The organism is Oryzomicrobium terrae (genome assembly GCF_008274805.1).
Taxonomy (GTDB): domain Bacteria; phylum Pseudomonadota; class Gammaproteobacteria; order Burkholderiales; family Rhodocyclaceae; genus Oryzomicrobium; species Oryzomicrobium terrae.
Genome location: NZ_CP022579.1, coordinates 3,364,953 through 3,384,823, shown reverse-complemented (window position 1 = coordinate 3,384,823; position 19,871 = coordinate 3,364,953). Strand labels below are relative to the sequence as shown.

Here is a 19,871-nt window from a genome sequence, read left to right as displayed (position 1 = left end):
AAACGGCGCACCTTAGCACCAAATCCGCCGCCGCGCCCGCCCCGCCAGGCACCCCTTGGAAGTCCGCGACTGGCGCGGACTTCCAAGGGGTGCCCTCCGAACGCCGCGCCCTGCCTTGCGTTGCGCGATGGGTGCCTGGAGAACAGCGCCCCGCCTTGCGTTCGGGCATGCCACCTGCGCCGTCCGTCCGCTCCAGGCTGGGGCGGCGGCGGGCTATGCGTTATGGTTATGGACTTCGCCACCTCTCTCCAGCCAACGCCATGACCACCGGCACCCCCGACCAGCACCACGTCTTCGAACAACTGGGCAAGATGACCCGGGACCTGCACGAAACCCTGCGGGTACTCGGCCGCGAACACCAGTTCCAGGCCCTCGAACGCACCGCCGATGCCATTCCCGACGCCCGGGAACGGCTCAACTACGTCCTCTCCATGACCGAGCAGGCCGTCTCCCGGGTGCTCAACGCGGTGGACGCCGTCACCCCCGGCCAGGACCAATTGCAGCAGGACGCCCGGCAACTCCTCGCCGACTGGGACCGGGTCGCCGACAAGCGCCGCGACAGCGCCGACTACCAGGCCACCCTGGCCCGCACCCGGGCCTACCTGGCCCAGGCCGACGCCACCGCTACCGCCACCAAGGCCCAACTCACCGAAATCATGCTCGCCCAGGAATTCCAGGACCTCACCGGCCAGGTCATCAAGAAGATCGTGGACCTGGCCCAGGACATGGAAACCCAACTCCTCACCCTGCTCGCCCGCACCGCCCCGGCCGGCGCCGTGCCTGCCAAGAAACCCGAGGCCCAAGACACCGGCCTGCTCAATGGTCCGGCGATGGACTCGGATAAGCAGCAGAAACAGGCGTTTGGCTCCCAGGCGGAAGTGGATGGGTTTTTGGAGAGTTTGGGGTTTTGAAAAACAAGGATTTTTCCTTATGAACAATGAGAGCCGCAAACTTGAGCCTTTCTGAGTTACGTTGTTTCCAGTGTGGCTGGATAAGGTGTTTTCCTTATGTTAATGGCTAAAAGAGTTTGGTTGACTTGGTTTTAGGGGGTATAGGGGTCTAAGAGGATGGTTCTGTCTACGACCAGTTGAATTTAAAGTTCAAAGGTGGAAGGTCGCAATGTTGAGAATAGTATTCCGATAGGATCTCCCCTTCTTTTTCGTATGCTGATTTTTTATTTTTAGTCACACACCAGCTTACCCAGAGTGAATCGAGGGGGAAGTGCTTTGATACGCCCATGGCAAAAAATCTCCATCCAGCACTATGTCCTTTGTTACGCGTTCCTTGTGCACATCCAACAAACGCTGAAAGTCTGTTTCGTAGATTAGAGGATTCGCCAACGTCGAGAATTCCATGATTGTCGGTGCCGACGGCTCGCTGTAGTGGTTTGTCAGCGATAATTATGTATACGCCTGGTTTCGGTGGTGCATTTAAGTGTGCGGGTAATAATTTTTCCCACTCGTTAGTCCAGCCAACCCAATTTTCAATTTTCATTGTTGATCTTTTGTCCGTTTTGGATGAGTTGTATTGATTGTTCTACCGAGGGGTTTTTTTTATGGCGATAATTTCCATTGGCTCATATTCAGTGGCAGGGTAGGTTAAGTAAGTAGTATTGCTTTGCTTTTCATGCCACCAAGATGCGGCACAACGCCCAAAGGGTTTGCTAGCGTTAAAGCCATTGGTGCTACGGACCACTAGGACATGCTGGGAGCTATTGCAGGAATTTCCGCCTTTAAATATGTCCACTAATAATAGCTCTGGTTGATCATCTAACGAGATTAAATTAGTAATTTGGTAGCCTTCTTGGTCTTCGGAAGTTGACAGGATTTTTGTTGAGCCAACGAGAACTGTTGTTCTAGGGTATATCGTTTCATTGCCAGGTTCACTAATGATTTTTGCATCGCGATAGATAGGATTGTCGTTTATAGGGTGGCGATTTGTGTGGGATGGGGTTGTTGCCATTAAAGTAAAAGTATTTGCAGCATCTTTTGGCTCGAGTTTTGTGATGGTGTAGGAAAAATCTCTTCCCTCAAGCTCTGTCAAGAGATTGCCATTTTGATTTTCAGATGAAAGAGAAGGCTTGGGTTGCGGAATGGTGGTGTTGTTATTTTTGTTGGAATTTGAATATTCTTTTTTTATTAATGCAAGTAAACCTAGGTTTGTATTGTCGCCAAAGGCTTCTTTGTTGCAAGCGAGAGCATCAATCCCTCTCATGCTTCCGCAGTGCTTTGTTTTACTGCTCATCATGGCAGCAATACCGAAATGATTGACAGCGAGATTCATAGCGTAAATGTCGGCTGTGCCTAGGCAGTTTTTGTTTGGGATAGATTTGCAATAGGCTTTTACCGATTTTGTTTCTTCTGCATAGTCTGTGCATCCATAGAGCAAGATGGATGTAATTAAAATTAGTGAGGTGCGATTCATTTTTTTCTCCAAATAGGATCGTCGCTCAATTTGAGAAATGTTTGTGATCTACTAAATTGTTGTGTTATATATGCTGCAAGCGGGTCTTATTCAGGCATGTGCTGCGTTTGTAAAGCATGCTTTTGTTTATTAAATAAACGGCGTTGCTCTTGTAAGAGTCTGCTATTTCTATATCATGATCTTTATGGGGGTTATAAATCCATATTTTTAGAATTTCCTTGTGCTAATTCTGTGAGTAGCACGTATTTTTTTTGTTGAACTGATTTACGCATAATATGTTCTGCTCGTGAAAATGTCATGTGGAAGGTGCTCCAACCTTTCTTAGGTTAATATTGTTTTATGTTCTTGGCGTTTTGAGTCATCTCATCATGTCCCCTCTCTTCCTTGACTCCCTCACCCCCGCCCAACGCTTCACCACCCCGGGCGTCACCCTGACCGAAGCCGAGATCATCGACTTCGCCTGGCGCTACGATCCCCAGCCGTTCCACCTGGACGTGAATGCGGCCGCCGAGTCGCCCTATGGGGGGTTGATCGCCAGCGGCTTCCAGACCCTGGCGCTGTGCTTCCGGCTGTTCATCCAGTCCGGGGTGTTCGCCGAGTCGAGCATCGGCTCGCCGGGCATCGACGAGCTGCGCTGGCTGGCGCCAGTGCGGCCGGGGGATACGTTGCATGGCGAGATCGAGGTGCTGGAGGTCAAGCCGTCGTCGTCCAAGCCGGACCGGGGCATTGCCCGCCTCAAGTACGTGGCGGTGAACCAGCGCGGCGAAGCGGTGCTTTCCTTCATCGTCATGCACCTGTTGAAGCGCTCGGCCGACGGCCAGGGCTGAGCGCCGTGGCAGTGATGGCGATGGCGGCAATGCGGGGCAGGGTGAAAGGGGGCCGGGCGTGAATCCCGACGACCTGAACAAGCTGGTGACGGTGGCGATGCCCTTCGGCAAGCACAAGGGCACCCTGATCGCCGACCTGCCGGGCAACTACCTGAACTGGTTCGCCCGGGAGGGCTTTCCCAAGGGCGAGATCGGCCGCCTGCTGGCGCTGATGCAGGAGATGGACCACAACGGCCTGAAGCCCCTGCTCGATCCCCTGCGCCGGGGGGCGCGCAAGTAGGGGACAAGCCAGGCGCCGTCGCCGGGTAGGGGCGGGGTCGTGCTTACGGGTTGGGCTTGGCGCAGCCCCAGTGTCGAACGCGGGCTTGCCGGGGCGTGGTGCCGTGAACGGCCGGGGCGGGCGGAGCAGCCCAGTTGTTTAGCCGGAGTGGTTGGCCGGCAGGCCACGGGGAGGCGTTGGCAGAAGCCGCGGCGGTGTCGGACCCCGCCCGGCGCCGTGATCCGGCTGCGGCGGTGCCCCGGTGCGGTCTATGTGCCGGTTCAGGCCCCGTTTTGGGCCGGGGCTTGTTCCGCCGCCGTTGCCGCCGCTGCGTCCAGGGTCTGGGCGCAGATCCGGTCGCGGCCGGCGGACTTGGCCTTGTAGAGCTGGGCGTCGGCGGCGCGCAGCACGTCCTTGACCTCGGCCGGGCAGCCGGGAGGCACGGCGACGATGCCGATGCTGACGGTGACGCAGGGGCCGACCGGCGAGCCGGCGTGGGGCAGGGCGAGGCTGGCCAGTTCGGCGCGGATGCGCTCGGCCACCCGCCAGGCTCCCGCCTCGTTGGTGCCGGGCAGGATGCAGGCGAATTCTTCCCCGCCGTAGCGGGCCGCCAGGTCGGTTTCCCGCTCCAGGGCGCGCTGGATGGCGCGAGCCACCTGGCGCAGGCAGTCGTCGCCGGCGACGTGGCCGTGGGTGTCGTTGTAGGCCTTGAAGTGGTCCACATCGATCAGCAGCAGGGCGAAGTCGTCCTCGGCGCGCAGGCGGCGCGACCATTCGGCGGCCAGGGTTTCGTCGAAGCGGTGCCGGTTGGCCAGTTCGGTGAGGGCGTCGGTGTTGGCCAGCACCCGGTCGCGCAGGTCGATGAAGGTGACCACGGTGCCGATGAACTCGCCCTTGCGCCGCTGCGGGTGGGCCCAGTATTCGACCGGGAAGCCGCGCCCGTCGAGCTGCCAGAACACGTCGCGGTGGATGCCCAGGTCGGCGGCGGCGACCTCGGTGAGCATCGGGCAGGCCGCCGGGCGGCAGGGGTGGGCTTCGGCCCGGCCGTGGATGATGGCGTGGATGTCCTGCCCCACCAGATCCTGCTCGCTGCGGGCGCCGAGCATGCGCACCGCCGCCGGGTTGCAGAAGGTGCAGTGGCCTTGCCGGTCCAGGCCGATGATGCCCGAGGCGGTGTAGTTGAGCAGCAGGCGGATCTGTTCCGCCGATTCGGCCTGGCGGCGCCAGGCGCGCACGACGAAGGCGCTGGCGGCGCCGGTCATCAGGCTGAAGCCGAGAGCTACGGCGAGCAGGGAGAGGGCCCTGTGCTGCCATTCCACCAGGTAGTCCTCGCTGGCCAGCCCCACCAGGGTGATCAGGGGAAGGCCTTCCAGCTTCTGGTAGGAGAAGGTGCGGTGGATGCCGTCGTTGCCGGCGTTGGCCTCGTAGGTGCCCTGCGCCGGGTGGGCGGCGATGGTGGCGCGGAAGGTGTCGGAAACGATGGTCTCGCCGATCTTGCCGGTGGGGCGGAAGCGGGCGAGCAGGTCGAAGTTGCGGCTGGCGTCGCCGCGCAGCACCACCGCGCCCTGCTCGCCGATATCCATGGCCTGGAACTTGGCGATGAACCAGTCCACCGTGACCGCCGCGACCACCAGCCCGTCGAAGGCGCCATCCCGGGTGGGGATGCGGGCCACCAGGTGGAGCACCGGCTTTTCCACCATCCAGCCGAGCAGGGGCTCGGAAATCTGGAAGGTCAGGGACGGGTCGGCGGCGAAGCGCTGGAAGTAGGCCCGTTCCGAGGCCGAACGCTTGGTGGGGGGGAAGTCGGTACTGAAGATGACGGTGCCGGCCCGGTCGATCACGATCAGGTTGGCCGCCATCGGCAGCTGGCGGCGCACCAGGTGGAGAAAGTCCGGAGCGGTGGCCTCCGGTCCTGCGCCTTCGCGCCGCTGCCGGAACACTTCGGCGGCGCAGGCGACCAGGCCGAGCTTGATGCGCTCCAGCTCGGCGGTGACGTTCTCGGCCAGCAGGGCGTTGAGGCTGCGCGACTTGGCGGCGGCCTTTTCCTTGACCTGCAGGTAGGAGAGATGGGCGACCACGCCGAGGACGGCATAGACGAACAGATTGGCGATCAGGACGAAGGCGAACAGGGTCGCGTGTGGCCGCGCCACCGGCAGGCGCCAGGCCGTGGCGGGGTGAGGCTGGTGGGTGTCGCGGTGGATCGTCGGCATGTCGTGCTGTGCCGTCGCAGGGGTGGGCTGCGCGGGCATGTGCTCCGTGGGGGTGAGGCGCCGTTGTGTTTTGTGGTGTCGCGCGGCGCTGGTCTTACTATGACAGTGCCGCCCGGAATGGGGCATGACGAAATGCACGAAGTGCGGCGGCAGGCGACCGAAGGCGGCCTGGAGGAGACTTCCGGCAGCGCCCCATTGTTTCACGACACTGTTTACGAAAATCGTACTCCGCCGCCGGGGCATGAAAAACGCCCTCCGGAGAGGGCGTTGCAGGGACGTGCGCGGGAGGCAGGGGGCGCCCCCGCCGGCTCAGACCTTCTTCAGGAAGCAGGCCTTGAGCATGAAATTGCCCTGGTCGAGCTTGCAGTCCACCTCGTGGTCGCCGCCGCTCACCAGGCGGATGCTCTTCACCTTGGAGCCCTGCTTGAGGACGATGGAGGAGCCCTTCACCTTCAGGTCCTTGATCAGCACCACCGCGTCGCCGTCGTTGAGCACGGTGCCATTGGCGTCCTTGATCACCGCGTCGGCCTCTTCCTCCGCCGCCGCGCCAGCCTGGGGCCATTCAAACCCGCAGTCGGCGCAGACGAAGTTGTCGCCGTCCGGGTAGGTGTTTTCCAGGGTGCATTGGGGGCAGGGCAGGGGGTGGGACATGGCAGTCTCCTTCGAATGGGAGGCGGATTGTAGCCGATGGTCCGGCCTCTCCCCTAAAATGCCAATGTCAATGCCAGGGGGTCGGCATGCCGTCTTTGTACACGTCTAATCACATTCCCGCGGTGGAACGGATCGCCAATATCTGCTTTTCGCTGTTGTTGCTGGCTTATGGCGGCTACGGCTTGTGGGTGAATGACCTCTATATCCCGGGCAAACGCCGTGGCCTACATCTGCACGACGTGCCTGCCTGGGTGATGTACGGCGCCTTCATCTGCGCTTGCCTGGTCATGCTTTCGGTTGTGGCGGATCACTACGACCGGCGCAACAACGAAATCGCCTACAGGCGCTGGGCCGATTGCTTCCGCTACCTGGGCCGGGGCTTCTTCATTGCCTCCCTGGTGCTGGCGGTGCTGCACTAGCAACCTGCCGTAAAACACCGCCTGCAGGGCGGCTTCCTTTTCTTTGTCGCCATATTTTGCCGCCTTACGCCGACACGCCGAGGATGACGTGGCTGGCCTTGAATAGGGCAGTGGCGGCCACCCCTTCCTTGAGGCCCAGTTCGGCCACGGCGTCGTTGGTCACCACCGCATGCACCGCGCTGCCACCGGGCAGGGCGATCACCACGTCGCTGTTGACCGCGCCCTTGATCAGCCGGCTGACCGTGCCGGCCATGCGGTTGCGCGCCGACAGCTTGATGCCGCCTTCGTCGGTCAGCACCATCACCCAGGGGGCCTTGATCAGGGCGATGGCCTCCTTGCCTACGGCCAGCCCGAGACGCTGGGCGCTGGTCTGGGTGACCACGGCGACGATGACATCGCCGCCGGGGGTGGTGAGTTCGATCTCGCTGTTGATGGCGCCTTCGCGCACGGCGCTGATGGTTCCGGCAAAACGGTTGCGGGCACTGGCTTGCATGGCATTCCCCGGGCAAGGCGATCAAGAAGGTAGGTGGTTCGCTATACAGCCGTCTAGATGACGAAGCGTCCGCCCGATGCCCGGCAGTCTAGAGAGCAACATTGTGTGAACGCAACCCTGCTGGACTGCGAACGCCGGGTGCCGGGCGAGGAAAATGTGCCGGGGAAGCTCGTTACCGGGGGTTTGTTATATAGTTTCGTATATAGCAAAGAAACGAGGAAGCGCGGATGTCCCAACTCCACCACCGGCTGGTCGGCAAGCTGGCCCTGGAAACCGAGGTCGGCCCCTTCCTGGGCGACACCCGCATCCGCCTGCTCGAAGCCATCGAGCGCCACGGCTCGATCTCCCAGGCGGCCAAGGCCGTGCCCCTGTCGTACAAGGCTGCCTGGGATGCGGTGGATGCCATGAACAACCTGGCCGACGAGGCCCTGGTCACCCGCACCACCGGCGGCCGCCACGGCGGCGGCACCCAGCTCACCGACTACGGGCGCAAGATCGTCGCCATGTACCGGGCGGTGGAGCAGGAGTACCAGGATGCCCTGGACCGGCTGGCCGCGCGCATGGGCGAGGTGGAGGCCGGCGACGTGCGCAAGTTCCAGACCCTGCTCAAGCGCATGTCGATGAAGACCAGCGCGCGCAACCAGTTCGTCGGCAAGATCACCGGCCTGCGCGAGGGCGAGGTGGATTTCGAGGTGCGCCTGCGCCTCGACGAGACCAACGAGCTGGTGGCGGTGATCACCCGGGAGTCGGCGGAAAACCTGGAGCTGGCCATCGGCAAGGAGGTGTTCGCCTTCGTCAAGTCGTCGTCCCTGCTGCTGCTCACCGACCCCAACGTGCGCACCACGGCGCGCAACCAGTTGTGGGGCGAGGTCAGCCACATCCACGACGGTCCGGTGAACGCCGAGGTGGGCCTGACCCTGCCCGGCGGCAAGACCGTCACCGCCGTGGTCACCCGGGACAGCGTGGCCAACCTGGGCCTGAGCCTCGGCTCCCGGGCCTGCGCCGTGTTCAAGGCCTCGGCGGTGATCCTGGCGGTGTACGCCTGACGTCCCCCGCACTTTTGGCCTGACGTTACCGCTCGCCCTTTTAGCCTGCCTTTTTCGCCCGACTTTTCCATCTGCCCGCCTGCAACCGCAAGGAGTCTCCATGAGCGTCCGACTGTCCGCCCGCTGGCCGTTCCGCCGCCTGTCCCTGGTCCTTTCCCTCGCTGCCGCCGGCTTCGGTCCGCTGGTGGCCAGCAGCGCCGCCCGGGCCGACGAGGTGAGTGTGGCGGTGGCCGCCAACTTTACTGCGCCGATGCAGAAGATCGCCGCCCAGTTCGAGAAGGACACCGGCCATAAAGCGCTGCTGTCCTTCGGTGCCACCGGCAAGTTCTACGCCCAGATCAAGAACGGCGCCCCCTTCGAGGTCTTCCTCGCCGCCGACGACGAGACACCGGCGCGGCTGGAGAAGGAGGGCGGCATCGTCGCCGGCAGCCGTTTCACCTACGCCATCGGCAAGCTGGTGCTGTGGAGCGCCAAGCCGGCCATCGTGGACGGCCAGGGCGAGGTGCTGAAGCAGGGCGGCTTCGACCACCTGTCGATTGCCAACCCCAAGCTCGCCCCCTACGGCGCCGCCGCCGTCGAGACGATGAAGGCCCTGGGCGCCTACGATGCCCTGTCGCCCCGGCTGGTCCAGGCCGAGAACATCGGCCAGGCCTACCAGTTCGTCGCCAGCGGCAATGCCCTGCTCGGCTTCGTCGCCCTGGCCCAGGTGGTGGACGAGACCGGCAAGCTCAAGGGCGGCTCGATGTGGGTGGTGCCGCCCGCCCTGTACACGCCAATCCGCCAGGACGCGGTGGTCCTGGCCAAGGGCCAGGGCAAGGCCGCCGCCGCGGCCCTGGTGAAGTACCTGCAGGGCGACAAGGCCCGGGCCGTGATCCGCGGCTACGGCTACGCCCTGTAAGGCGCCCGGAACCCAATCGCGCAGCGCCCCGACCCGCCATGACCTTCAGCCCCGACGACTGGGCGGCGATCCGCCTCACCCTGGAACTGGCCGCCACCACCACCGCCGTGCTGCTCCTGCTCGGCACCCCGGTGGCCTGGTGGCTGGCCCGCACCCCGTCGCGGCTGAAAGCCGTGGTCGGCGCCGTGGTGTCCCTGCCCCTGGTGCTGCCGCCCACGGTGCTCGGCTTCTATCTGCTGGTGCTGCTCGGCCCCAACGGCGTCGGCGGCCAGCTCACCCAGGCCCTGGGCCTCGGGCTGCTGCCCTTTTCCTTCCCCGGCCTGGTGGTGGCCTCGGTGCTGTATTCGACCCCCTTCGTCGTCCAGCCCCTGCAACAGGCCTTCGAGGCCATCGGCACGCGCCCCCTGGAAGTGGCCGCCACCCTGCGCGCCGGTCCCTGGGACACCTTCTTCGCCGTGGTGCTGCCCCTGGCCCGGCCGGGCTTCGTCACCGCCACCATCCTCGGTTTTGCCCACACTGTCGGCGAGTTCGGCGTGGTGCTGATGATCGGCGGCAACATCCCGGAAAAGACCCGGGTGGTGTCGGTGCAGATCTACGACCACGTCGAGGCCCTGGAATACGCCCAGGCCCACTGGCTGGCCGGCGGCATGGTGGTCTTCAGCTTCCTGGTGCTGCTCGCCCTCTACGCCAGCAAGGCGCGCCGCTCCTATGTCGGTTGACGCGATGACCGTACCTTTTGCCCCTGCCGATTCCCGCCTGCTCGGGGAGGTGATCCGCGCTCGTTTCGCCATCGCCTACCCGGGCTTCGCCCTGGCGGCCGACCTGACCCTGCCCGGCCGCGGCGTCACCGCCCTGTTCGGCCGCTCCGGCTCGGGCAAGACCACCCTATTGCGCGCCATCGCCGGCCTGGAGCGCCACCCCGGCGCCTACCTGGCGGTGAACGGCGAGGTCTGGCAGGACGGCGACCGCTTCCTGCCCGCCCACCGGCGGCCCCTGGGTTACGTCTTTCAGGAGGCCAGCCTGTTCCCCCACCTGACCGTGCGGCGCAACCTGGAATTCGGCCAGAAGCGCGCCTTGGCCGGGGTGGGGGCGGCGGCGCGGCGCGCCGACCTGGAGCAGACCGCCGACCTGCTCGGCATCGCCCCCCTGCTCGACCGTCTGCCCGACCGGCTGTCCGGCGGCGAGAGGCAGCGAGCCGCCATCGCCCGGGCCCTGCTCACCCGGCCGCGCCTGCTGCTCATGGACGAGCCCCTGGCGGCCCTGGACTTCCAGCGCAAGGCCGAAATCCTGCCCTACCTGGAGCGGCTGCACGACGAACTGGAGATTCCGGTGCTCTACGTCAGCCATTCCCCGGACGAGGTGGCGCGCCTGGCCGACCACCTGGTGCTGCTCCAGGACGGCCAGGTGGCCGCCAGCGGCCCGTTGCGCGACACCCTGGCACGCCTCGACCTGCCCACCGCCTTCGCCGACGACGCCGGGGTGGTGATCGAAGGCACGGCGGCGGAATTCGACGCCGCCTACCACCTGCTGCGCCTCACCTTCCCCGGCGGCAGCGTCCACGTCGCCCACCGCGAGGTGCCCGTCGGACGCCGCCTGCGCTTCCAGGTGCGGGCTCGGGACGTGAGCCTGAGCCTGTCGGCGGAGCGGGATTCGTCGATCCTCAACCGCCTGCTCGCCACGGTCACCGCCGTGGCCGACGCCGACACTGACACTTCGGCCCACGTCCTGGTGCGCCTCGATGCCGGCGGTACGCCCCTGCTGGCGCGCATCACCCGGCGCTCCCGGGACCAGCTCGGCCTGGCTCCGGGCAAGCCGGTGTGGGTGCAGATCAAGGCGGTGGCGCTGCTCGCTTGAGGCGTGGTGCCCGGCGGGGATTCCGCTCCCGGGCCGATGGCCGGGTTGGGCCACGGCCGTCCCGGGGCTTGGCGTGGCTGCCGCAGTGAATACTCGGGATGAACGGAACAATGGGCGCGGGAATTACAGGCGCGGGGATTGCCGCAGCCGCCGACAGCGGACGGCGTGGCTTCTGCCGCTCCGTTTCCGCACCGCCGGGCACGTCGGGTCGGACCCGGTTTTGCCCGCCGTGGCGACGGCCGCCAAAACAACGCCCCGCCGAACACTAGGCTGGGCGGGGCGTTTCGTGGGGTAGGTCTGAAACGCCGCGCCAGTCGTGCCTTTCCGCAGGGTATGGCTGAAGAATGGCTACTGGCGCGGGGTTTGGCCCGCCGCCAGAAAAAATCCAGGCGGCGGGGCGCGGGGGGAGGAGCGTTCAGCGGCGGTGCTGGGCGACGCTCTCGGCCACCAGCCGGGTCAGTTCCTCTTCCTGGTAGGGCTTGCCCAGGTAGTGGTTCACCCCCAGCTCGAAGGCGTGGTTGCGGTGCTTGTCGGCGGTGCGCGAGGTGATCATGATGATCGGGATGTCGCGCAGGCGCTCGTCGGCGCGCACGTTGCGGGTCAGGTCGAAGCCGTCCATGCGCGGCATCTCGATGTCCACCAGCAGCACGTCGGGGATCACGTCGAGCATCTGCTCCAGGGCATCCACGCCGTCCTTGGCGGTGAGCACGTGGTAACCCTCCCGGGCCATCAAGCGGCCGGTGATCTTGCGCACCGTCATCGAGTCGTCCACCACCATCACCGTCGGCAGGGTAGCGGAGCTGGCCGCCGCCGGGGCCGCCACGGTCGCTGGCGCCTCGCCGGCTACGGCTACGGCGGGTGCGGCGGCCGCCAGGGGGCGGTTGGCCGCCTGGAGGGCCAGGGCCACCGGGTTGAGGATCAGCACGATCTCGCCGTCGCCGAGCACCGTGGCGCCGTCGATGCCCACCACCCGGGCCAGTTGGGGCCCGACGTTCTTGACCACGATTTCCTGGTTGCCGGCCAGTTCATCGACTTGCAGGGCAATGCGCTGGGCGCCGCTCTTCAGCAGCAGCAGCCAGTTGAGCCGGTGCGGTTCGGGGAGGGCCTCGCGTTCGCCGAGCAGGTGGGGCAGGAAGTGGTAGGGGTAATCGTTGTCCAGCCAGCTGGTGTGGCCGGCCTCGCGGATGCGGGCGAACACCTCGGCCTTGAGCTCCTGGACCTGTTCGATCATGGCCGAGGGGATGGCGTAGCGGCGGGTGCCGACACGCACCAGCAGGGCCTGGGTGACCGCCAGGGTGAGGGGCAGGTAGATGTTGAAGCGGGAGCCGCGGCCGGCCTCGCTGGCCACCTCGACCCGGCCGCCCAGGGTTTCCACCTCGGTCTTGACCACGTCCATGCCGACGCCGCGCCCGGCCACCCGGGACACTTCGCTGGCGGTGGAGAAGCCGGGCTCGAAGATGCAGGCCACCAGGCGCTGCGGGTCGTCGGCCTCGGCCGGGGCGATCAGGCCGGCAGCCAGGGCTTTTTCGCGCACCCGGGCGAGGTTGATGCCGGGACCGTCGTCGCTCAGGGTGATGTGGATCTCGTTGCCTTCCTGGGTGACCTTGAGGGTCAGCTGGCCGGTTTCCGGCTTGCCCAGGGCGATGCGCTCGGCCGGGGTTTCCAGACCGTGGGCGACGGCATTGCGCAGCATGTGTTCGAGGGGGGCGAGCATGCGTTCGAGCACGCCCCGGTCGAGTTCCACCTGGGCGCCCTGGATGTCCAGGGCGGCCTTCTTGTCCAGCTCCCGGGCGGTCTGGCGCACCAGGCGGTAAAGCCGGTCGGCCTGGCTGCCGAAGGGCACCATGCGCACCGTGAGCAGGGCCTGCTGCAGTTCCCGGGTGAGGCGCGACTGGGCGTTGAGGGCCGAGTTGGCGTCGTCCAGGTTCTTCAGCAGGCTTTGCTGCACCGTGGCCACGTCGTTGACCGATTCGGCCATCATCCGCGTCAGTTCCTGGAAGCGGGTGAAGCGGTCCAGTTCCAGGGGGTCGAAGTCGGGCTTGCTGGCGTCGCTGACCACTTGGTTGGCCTGGATCTGGGTTTCGGCCTGAATCTCGATCTCGCGCAGCTGGCGGCGCAGGCGGATGACGTTTTCGGTCAGGTCGAGCAGCGAGCCTTTCAGGGCGCGCATCTCGCCTTCGATCCGGGAGCGGGCGATGGCGATTTCGCCGGCCTCGTTGACCAGGCGGTCCACCAGGTCGGCGCGCACCCGCAGGGTCGAGCGGCCGGCAGCGTCGGTGTCGGCCTCGCCGGCCTTGGCGGGGGCGCGCGGCTCGCGGCGCCGCTCTTCGCTTTCGTCCACCGCCGCGCCGTCGGTGCCCGGTGCGCCCGGAGTCGGCGTGGTGGCGGCGGCGGGTGCGGCTTCGGCCGGCGTGGCCGGGAGCGCCTCGATCGGCATCGCGTCAGCGCTGGCCGACGGGGTGGCCGGCGCCGCGGGGGCGACGGCGGCGCCCTGGGGCGGTTGGCGATAGACCGGCGGGGCCACCGTTTCGCCGGGGGCGCCGCTGGCAATCCGTTCGACCTGTTGGGCGATCAGGTCGAAGGCCCCTTCCAGTTCGTCCAGGTAAGCCGGGGCGACGGGGGTGATGCCGGCGGCCAGTTCGACCCGGGATTCGAGGCCGTGGGTCAGTTCGCCCAGGGAGAAGGCGCCGGCCATGCGGGCGCTGCCCTTGAGGGTGTGCAGCAGACGGAACAGGGCGTTCTGCCGTTCGGGATCGGCCGGGGACTGGCGCCAGTGGCGCAGCTCGGTGGCGATGGCGGCAACCAGTTCCTGGGCTTCCTCAAGGAAGATCGGCAGCAGGTCCTGATCCGGCGTGTCCGGCGGCAGCAGGGCGGCGGCCACCTCGGCCGCTGGGGGCGCCGCCGGGACGGGCGCGGCGCTGATGCGGCCGCTGGGGGCGCCGCCGGGACGGGTGATTTCGGTGGTTTCGTCGATGCCGTCCAGAGCGGCGACGCGGGGCGGGCACTCCAGGGGCTGCACGGTGGCGGCGGGTTCGCCGGAGTCCGGCGTCGCGGACGTTTCATCCGCTGCAGGCGCTTCGCCGGCCGCTGGGTCGGGCTCGGTACTGGGTTCCCCTGCGGCCGCCAGGGGCGGCAGGTCGGCGCCGAGGTCGCCCAGATCCATGTCCAGATCCAGCTCCAGGCCGGCGTCCACTTCCAGTTCCGGCTGGTCGAAGGGATCGACGGGGGCTGCCGCGCTGCTCGGGCCAGCCACTTCGCTGCGGAAATCGGCGACGTCGCTGTCCAGGGCGGCATAGCCTTCCAGGCTGACGGGGCCAACCCGGCTGGCCGACAGGGAGTACAGCTCGTCCACTGCCATTTCCAGCTCGGGGCGGGCCGGCGGCGGCGTGTGGTCGGCCACCCGGGCGACCATCTCTTCCAGGGCGGCGACGGCGCCGGCCAGGGTGGCCAGGGCGGTCGGGTCGTCCGGCTGGGCGGCATGGGAGCGGCGCAGCAGGGCGTGCTCCAGGGCGATGCCGAGGCGGTTGATCGAGGTCAGCCCGAGGGTGCCGGCGATGCCGCCCAGGGTGTGGGCGGCCCGCTCGATGCCGCCGGGCAGGCCGTCGGCCGGATGGGCGAGCAGATGGTCCATGCCCTGGCGCAACACCTGCAGGTGGGACTGGGCCTCCTCGAGGAAGATCTGGTAGAGGGTCGGCGAGATGGTCAGGGTCTGGGTGGGCGGCGGGCCGTAGGCGCCGCCTTCCGCCGCTGCGGGGGTATCGCTGGCCGCTGCCGTTGCCGGCGGTTCGGCCGCGTCCATGGCCATGTCGAGCTCGGGGAGCTCGATGGTCATCTCCGGCGCGGGGGCGGTGGTCTCCAGGGGGCTGGTGTCGGCGCTGTCCGCCACCGGGGCCGCGGGTGCTTCTTCGGGCGCGGCCGCCAGCGGCGCGCCGGTACAGGCCGGGCCCTGCTGGCGCATGGCTTCGGCGAAGGCCATCAGGTCGGCCGGGTCCGGCGCCATGTGGTCGTGGGCGTCCAGATGGCGCACCCATTCGGCGAACAGGGTGTGGGCCTGTTCGAGCAGGTCGAACAGGGTGGCCCCGACCGGGTGCTCCTGGCGCAGCCAGAGGTTGAGCACCTGCTCGATTGACCAGGCGGTTTCGCCGAAGTCCTTGAGGCCGACCATGCGGCCGCTGCCCTTGAGGGTATGGACGTTGCGGCGGATGACGGTGAGCACCTCGACGTTGCCCGGTTCGCGGTGCAGGGTGTCGAGCTGTTCCCGGTAGGTGGCCAGGACTTCCTTGGCCTCTTCGAGGAAGATGTCCAGCAGCTCGGCGTCGATCTCCTCGTCGCTGGCGGAGAGCAGCTTGAGGGTAGCCGCCGAAGGGGCCGCCGGGGCCGGGGCGAAGTTGGCCGCTTCCAGGGAAATCAGGGAAACCGTCGGGTCCCAGGTGACCCCGGCGCTGTCGTCGCTGGGAGTGTTTTCCGCCGGCGGCGGAGTCAGTCCGTCCAGAGCGGTGAGCACGGCCTGGGCCTGCTGGCCCAGGGCCACGTCGGCCACCAGGTCGGCGTCCTTTTGCAGGGACTTGAGGTTCTGCTTGAGCTCCTGGCGCAGGGATTCGTCTTCCGGCTGGGCCTTGACCGCATCCAGCAGGGCCTGGGTTTCCTTGGTCTGCAGGGCGATCTCTTCTTCCACCGTGGCCGGTTCGGCGTCGGCCGGCATTGCCTGTCGGGGGCCGAGGCCCTGGACGAAGGTGTCGAAATCGGGGCCGCCCTTGCGTTTCTTGCTGCCGCTGTCCTGGCGGGCCAGCTCCCGGGGCAGGGTGTCGATGAAGAAACCCAGGGCCGACAGGGTTCCGGCGACCTGCTCGCAGGTGGCCGGGTCGGGGGGGGCCTCGCTGGCGGCGAAACCGGCCACGGTGGTGCCGCATTCGTTGATCGCCCGCACCGCCGACAGCTGGCCGAGCATGGCCAGGGCGCCGGCCACCTGCTTGATCAGGGGCTGGACGCCGGGCAGGTCGGCGCGATGGCCGGGGTCGCGGAAGAAGGTGTCGAGGGTCTGCTCGATCTGCAGCAGGTTGCTCTGCATTTCCCGGGCAACCTGGGAGAGCAGCAGTTTTTCCTGGGCCAGCCGGGACATCTCGTCCAGCTCGGGGACTTCGGCCCCTTCGGCGGGGGGCGTGCCGGCCATGCAGGCATGCAGGCGGGCGACGGTGACGTCTACCTGGTGGGCGAAGTCGCTGCCCAGGCGGGCATAGTTTTCCTGGGCCACGTCGGCGAGCAGCAGGGCGGTGGCCATTTCCATGGCCAGGGGCTCGCTGTGCCGGGCGGGCTCGTCGACCAGCCAGCGGGCGCCGGCCTGGATGGCCTGGGCGAGGCGGCGGTAGTCGGTCTGGGCCAGGCCTTCGACCGTCTGGGCGAACAGGCTGGCCTTGTCGCGGAACACGGCCAGGGCGGCGCTGTGCCCGGCGCAGAACTTGCCCCAGGCCTCCTCGGCTTCGGCCACGGCTTCCTTGGCCCGGCGCAGGGTGCCGGTCTCCGGGGCCGGAGTGTCGATGTCGCGCAGCGAGGCGTCGTCCAGGTTGTACAGGGCGCGGGCCGCCTTGGCTTCCGGGGCCTTGTCGCTGGCTCGGGTGAGGGCATACAGCACGTCGCGCTGGAGGCGCTCGGCCACGGTGCGCGACCCTTCGATGAGGCGCTTGATCTGCTGGTCGATGCGCGTCAGCAGACCGTTGGTTTCGGCGTCCTTGGGCAGGTCACCCTCGGCCAGGGCGGCGAGAAAGCCCAGGGCCACCCACCAGAAGGTGCGGGTGACCGGGGTGTCCTGCATCGCCTCGATGGCCCGCACCGCGTCGCGCATGTCGGCGGCACCGACGTTCTGGGCCATGCCCTGGCCGCGGATCCAGCCGAGCAGGCCGCGCTGGTAGCGGGCACGGGCGGCGCGCAGGGCGGCACCGGGGTCCGGCGGAACCAGGGCCGAGGCGCGTTTGGGCGGGCGCTTCGTCAGGTCGGGGAAGAACAGTTCGGTGGCCGCGGCCGGCACGCCGCGGGCGGCGGCCAGGGCTTGGTAGAGGGGCAACAGCTTGAGGGGCTGGTCCGGGGCGCCGTCGAGCAGGCCGTCCAGGTAGTGGCGGATGGCCTCGATGGCCTTCAGGGCCAGGTCGAGGTGTTCGCCGCCGGGCGCGCCTTCGCCGCCTTCGAGCACGGCGAAGTAGGCTTCGGCGGCTTCGGCGAAACGGGTCACCCCGTCCAGGCCGACGATGGCCAGGGCTCCCTGCACCTGGTGCAGGTGGGTGCGGGCGAACTTGACCTGGGTGGCGTCCGCCGCACTGGCGGCGGTTTCCAGGGCCGCCTTGGCCCGGTCCAGGGCCTGGTCGATTTCACCCTTCACCCAGGTGAGGGGGCCGATATCAAACACCTCGAACTCGTTGGGCATCAGCGCTGTGCTCGTAATGGTCTCGGTCTGGGACGTGGGGGCGGGGCGGCGGCGCTCAGTTCACCTTGAAGCCGGCGACCGAACCCTTCAGTTCGGAGGCCAGACCGGCCAGTTCGCCGACCGCTTCGGCGGTACGCTGGGTACCGGCGGTGGTCTGCTCGGTGATGCGCAGGATGCCGGACATGGTGTTGGCCACCTGGGTCGCCGACTGGGCCTGACCCTGGGTGGCGGAGGAGATGTTTTCGATCAGGGTGGCGAGCTGGCGCGACACGTCGCCGATCTCGGCCAGGGCCTGGCCGGCGGCATCGGACTTGCGCGCGCCGTCCACCACGCCCTGGGTGGATTCTTCCATGGCCGCCACGGCGTCCTGGGTGTCGGTCTGAATGGTCTTGACGATGGCGGCGATCTGCTTGGTCGCCTCGGCGGAACGTTCGGCCAGGCGCTGCACTTCCTCGGCCACCACGGTGAAACCGCGCCCGGCTTCGCCGGCGGAGGCCGCCTGGATGGCCGCGTTGAGGGCCAGCACGTTGGTCTGCTCGGTAATGTCCGAGATCAGTTCCACGATTTCACCGATCTCCTGGGAGGATTCACCCAGGCGCTTGATGCGCTTCGAGGTTTCCTGGATCTGCTCGCGGATCTCGTTCATGCCGCGGATCGAGTCCTGCACCGCCTGGGTGCCCTTTTCGGCGGCGGACAGGGACTGCTGGGCCACCTCGGCGGAGCGGTTGGCGTTGCCCGACACCTGGTTCATCGAGCGGGCCATGTCGAGCACCGAACGGCCGGCGGCCTGAATCTCGTCGGCCTGCTTCTCGGCGGCGGCGAGCAGTTCGGACGAGTTGAGCTTGGCGATCTCGGTGGCGGCGGTCACCCGGTTGGCGGCGTCGTTGATGCGGCCGACCAGCACGCGCAGTTCTTCGATGGTGTAGTTGATCGAGTCGGCGATGGCGCCGGTGATGTCCTCGGTCACCGTGGCGGTGACGGTCAGGTCGCCGTCGGCCAGGTCGCCCAGTTCGTTCATCAGGCGCAGGATGGCGTCCTGGTTGGCGCGGTTGGACAGTTCCGATTCCTGGCGCTGGCTTTCGGCCTCTTCGGCGCGGCGGCGCGAGTCATCCAGGTACAGTTTGCCCATCAGGCCGAGGATGGCCAGGGCGAGCAGGGACAGCACGGTCAGCAGGACGGTGTTGGTGGCCCGGGTGACGAAGGCGGATTGGTAGGCGTCCTGCAGCTTGGAGGTCTGCTCCAGCAGCTTTTCCGAATCGCGGAAGATGGCGGCGCCGGACTGCTTGGCCACCACCAGGCGCTGCATGCTGCCGAGGATGCCGCCCACGGCGGCCTGGTATTCCTTGAAGGCGACTTCCAGTTCGCCGAGCTTGGCCCGGGTGTCACCCTCGCTGACCGCCTTGAGGTTTTCGCTGCCGCGCAGCAAGCCGTTCAGGATGTCGCGGAAGTTGTTGGTGTCCTTGCCCAGCAGGAAGGCCACTTCCGGATCGATGGCGTCGCCGCCGAGCAGGGCCGAGGCGTTCTTGGCGATCCGTTGGGTCAGCATCACCAGCTGGTTGGCGGCCACGATTTCCCGGGTACCGCCGCCGCCCTGCAGCTTGAGCGAGGCGGTCTGTTCGGCCAACTCCAGCAACTGAGGGTTCTTGTTGTTGATGGTGGCCACGTCCTTGCCCAGGGAGATCAGGTTCTTCTCCATCTCCAGCAGCTTGTCGGCGTTCTTTTCCGTCTTGCCCCATTCGGCTTCCAGGGTGCCCAGCTCGGAGGTCACCGCATCCGGCGAGGCGGGCACGTTCACCCCGTTGATCTCGCCGCCCTTGGCCAGCTTCTGCAGCAGGTCGGCGAACTTGCCGCGGGAGTCCTTGAGCTGGGTAAAAGCCGTCTGGTTGCCCTGGATGGCCAGGGAAGCGGCCTTGGAGATGCGCTGCGAGAGCATGCGCATTTCACCGGCGGCGGAAACGTAGGTGGTGCCGTTGGCGGCATCCCGGTTGTCGCGCCAGACCAGGGCGCCGTCGATGATCAGCACCACGACCAGGGTGCCGCCGAGGATCTGCAGTTGCTTGGCGACCGGATAGGCGGCGAGGAAGCCGGGGGCGGCCAGCTTGCGCAGGGAGGACTTGGCCGGCTTGGCGGTGGCGCCGGAGGGGCGCGGTGCGACGGCTTCGCGCTGTGGGCGGGCCGGGGCGGAAACCGTGGGGTCCGAGGCGGGATCGGGGCGTTTCTTGCGGGACAGACTGAACTGCGGCAGCTTGAAATTGAAAGCCATGGAGGAGGACTCCCTGAGTGATTCCCCACGGGCGGCGCCATTGCCGCCCGGCGTTGGTTGCAACCTGCCGCGGTACGTCGCCGCGGCGGATGTCTGTGAGTATTGGCGGTGC

15 protein-coding genes are annotated in these 19,871 nt (G+C 66.7%); 8 read left to right on the top strand and 7 right to left on the bottom strand.

The window, feature by feature from the left end; genetic code table 11:
• The first annotated feature begins 260 nt into the window (after positions 1-260).
• Positions 261-911, top strand: a complete 651-nt coding sequence (locus OTERR_RS15320) for a protein phosphatase CheZ (protein ID WP_187775264.1) — start codon at positions 261-263, stop codon at positions 909-911.
• Positions 912-1,077: 166 nt separating this feature from the next.
• Here the strand turns inward: OTERR_RS15320 and OTERR_RS15315 are convergent, their stop codons facing one another.
• Entirely contained in the window at positions 1,078-1,494 is a 417-nt protein-coding gene (locus OTERR_RS15315; protein WP_149426297.1) for a GIY-YIG nuclease family protein, read from the bottom strand.
• A 42-nt stretch (positions 1,495-1,536) separates the two neighbouring features.
• A complete protein-coding gene (locus OTERR_RS15310; protein ID WP_149426296.1) occupies positions 1,537-2,424 on the bottom strand; it encodes a hypothetical protein in 888 nt (295 codons plus the stop codon).
• A gap of 368 nt (positions 2,425-2,792) precedes the next feature.
• Between OTERR_RS15310 and OTERR_RS15305 the strand changes: the two genes are divergently transcribed.
• On the top strand, positions 2,793-3,251 hold the full coding sequence (locus OTERR_RS15305; protein ID WP_149426295.1) for a MaoC family dehydratase: 459 nt from the start codon (positions 2,793-2,795) through the stop codon (positions 3,249-3,251).
• 58 nt (positions 3,252-3,309) lie between these two features.
• A complete protein-coding gene (locus OTERR_RS15300; protein ID WP_054621872.1) occupies positions 3,310-3,531 on the top strand; it encodes a DUF3820 family protein in 222 nt (73 codons plus the stop codon).
• Between the two features lie 260 nt (positions 3,532-3,791).
• Here the strand turns inward: OTERR_RS15300 and OTERR_RS15295 are convergent, their stop codons facing one another.
• Positions 3,792-5,759, bottom strand: a complete 1,968-nt coding sequence (locus tag OTERR_RS15295; RefSeq protein ID WP_149426294.1) for a diguanylate cyclase domain-containing protein — start codon at positions 5,757-5,759, stop codon at positions 3,792-3,794.
• 270 nt (positions 5,760-6,029) lie between these two features.
• Positions 6,030-6,371, bottom strand: coding sequence for a zinc ribbon domain-containing protein YjdM (locus OTERR_RS15290; RefSeq protein ID WP_054621874.1), 342 nt, complete (start codon positions 6,369-6,371; stop codon positions 6,030-6,032).
• Between the two features lie 86 nt (positions 6,372-6,457).
• Here OTERR_RS15290 and OTERR_RS15285 point away from each other — a divergent pair, with 86 nt between their 5' ends.
• Positions 6,458-6,790, top strand: coding sequence for a hypothetical protein (locus OTERR_RS15285; protein WP_149426293.1), 333 nt, complete (start codon positions 6,458-6,460; stop codon positions 6,788-6,790).
• A gap of 64 nt (positions 6,791-6,854) precedes the next feature.
• Here the strand turns inward: OTERR_RS15285 and OTERR_RS15280 are convergent, their stop codons facing one another.
• On the bottom strand, positions 6,855-7,283 hold the full coding sequence (locus OTERR_RS15280) for a TOBE domain-containing protein (protein ID WP_149426292.1): 429 nt from the start codon (positions 7,281-7,283) through the stop codon (positions 6,855-6,857).
• A 227-nt stretch (positions 7,284-7,510) separates the two neighbouring features.
• Here OTERR_RS15280 and OTERR_RS15275 point away from each other — a divergent pair, with 227 nt between their 5' ends.
• The 4 genes from OTERR_RS15275 (at position 7,511) to modC (ending at position 11,081) form a co-directional block, all read left to right on the top strand.
• The gene (locus OTERR_RS15275) at positions 7,511-8,329 is read left to right on the top strand and encodes a TOBE domain-containing protein (protein ID WP_054621877.1); all 819 of its coding nucleotides are present in this window, start codon (positions 7,511-7,513) and stop codon (positions 8,327-8,329) included.
• Positions 8,330-8,429: 100 nt separating this feature from the next.
• The gene (gene modA, locus OTERR_RS15270; protein ID WP_149426291.1) at positions 8,430-9,227 is read left to right on the top strand and encodes a molybdate ABC transporter substrate-binding protein; all 798 of its coding nucleotides are present in this window, start codon (positions 8,430-8,432) and stop codon (positions 9,225-9,227) included.
• A 38-nt stretch (positions 9,228-9,265) separates the two neighbouring features.
• Positions 9,266-9,946 (top strand): molybdate ABC transporter permease subunit, encoded by a 681-nt coding sequence (gene modB, locus OTERR_RS15265; protein ID WP_054621879.1) that lies wholly within the window; start codon positions 9,266-9,268, stop codon positions 9,944-9,946.
• A gap of 4 nt (positions 9,947-9,950) precedes the next feature.
• The gene (modC, locus tag OTERR_RS15260) at positions 9,951-11,081 is read left to right on the top strand and encodes a molybdenum ABC transporter ATP-binding protein (RefSeq protein ID WP_149426290.1); all 1,131 of its coding nucleotides are present in this window, start codon (positions 9,951-9,953) and stop codon (positions 11,079-11,081) included.
• A gap of 415 nt (positions 11,082-11,496) precedes the next feature.
• Here the strand turns inward: modC and OTERR_RS15255 are convergent, their stop codons facing one another.
• Positions 11,497-17,496 (bottom strand): hybrid sensor histidine kinase/response regulator, encoded by a 6,000-nt coding sequence (locus tag OTERR_RS15255; protein ID WP_149426289.1) that lies wholly within the window; start codon positions 17,494-17,496, stop codon positions 11,497-11,499.
• Between the two features lie 55 nt (positions 17,497-17,551).
• On the bottom strand, positions 17,552-19,759 hold the full coding sequence (locus tag OTERR_RS15250; RefSeq protein ID WP_149426288.1) for a methyl-accepting chemotaxis protein: 2,208 nt from the start codon (positions 19,757-19,759) through the stop codon (positions 17,552-17,554).
• Positions 19,760-19,871 lie beyond the last annotated feature (112 nt).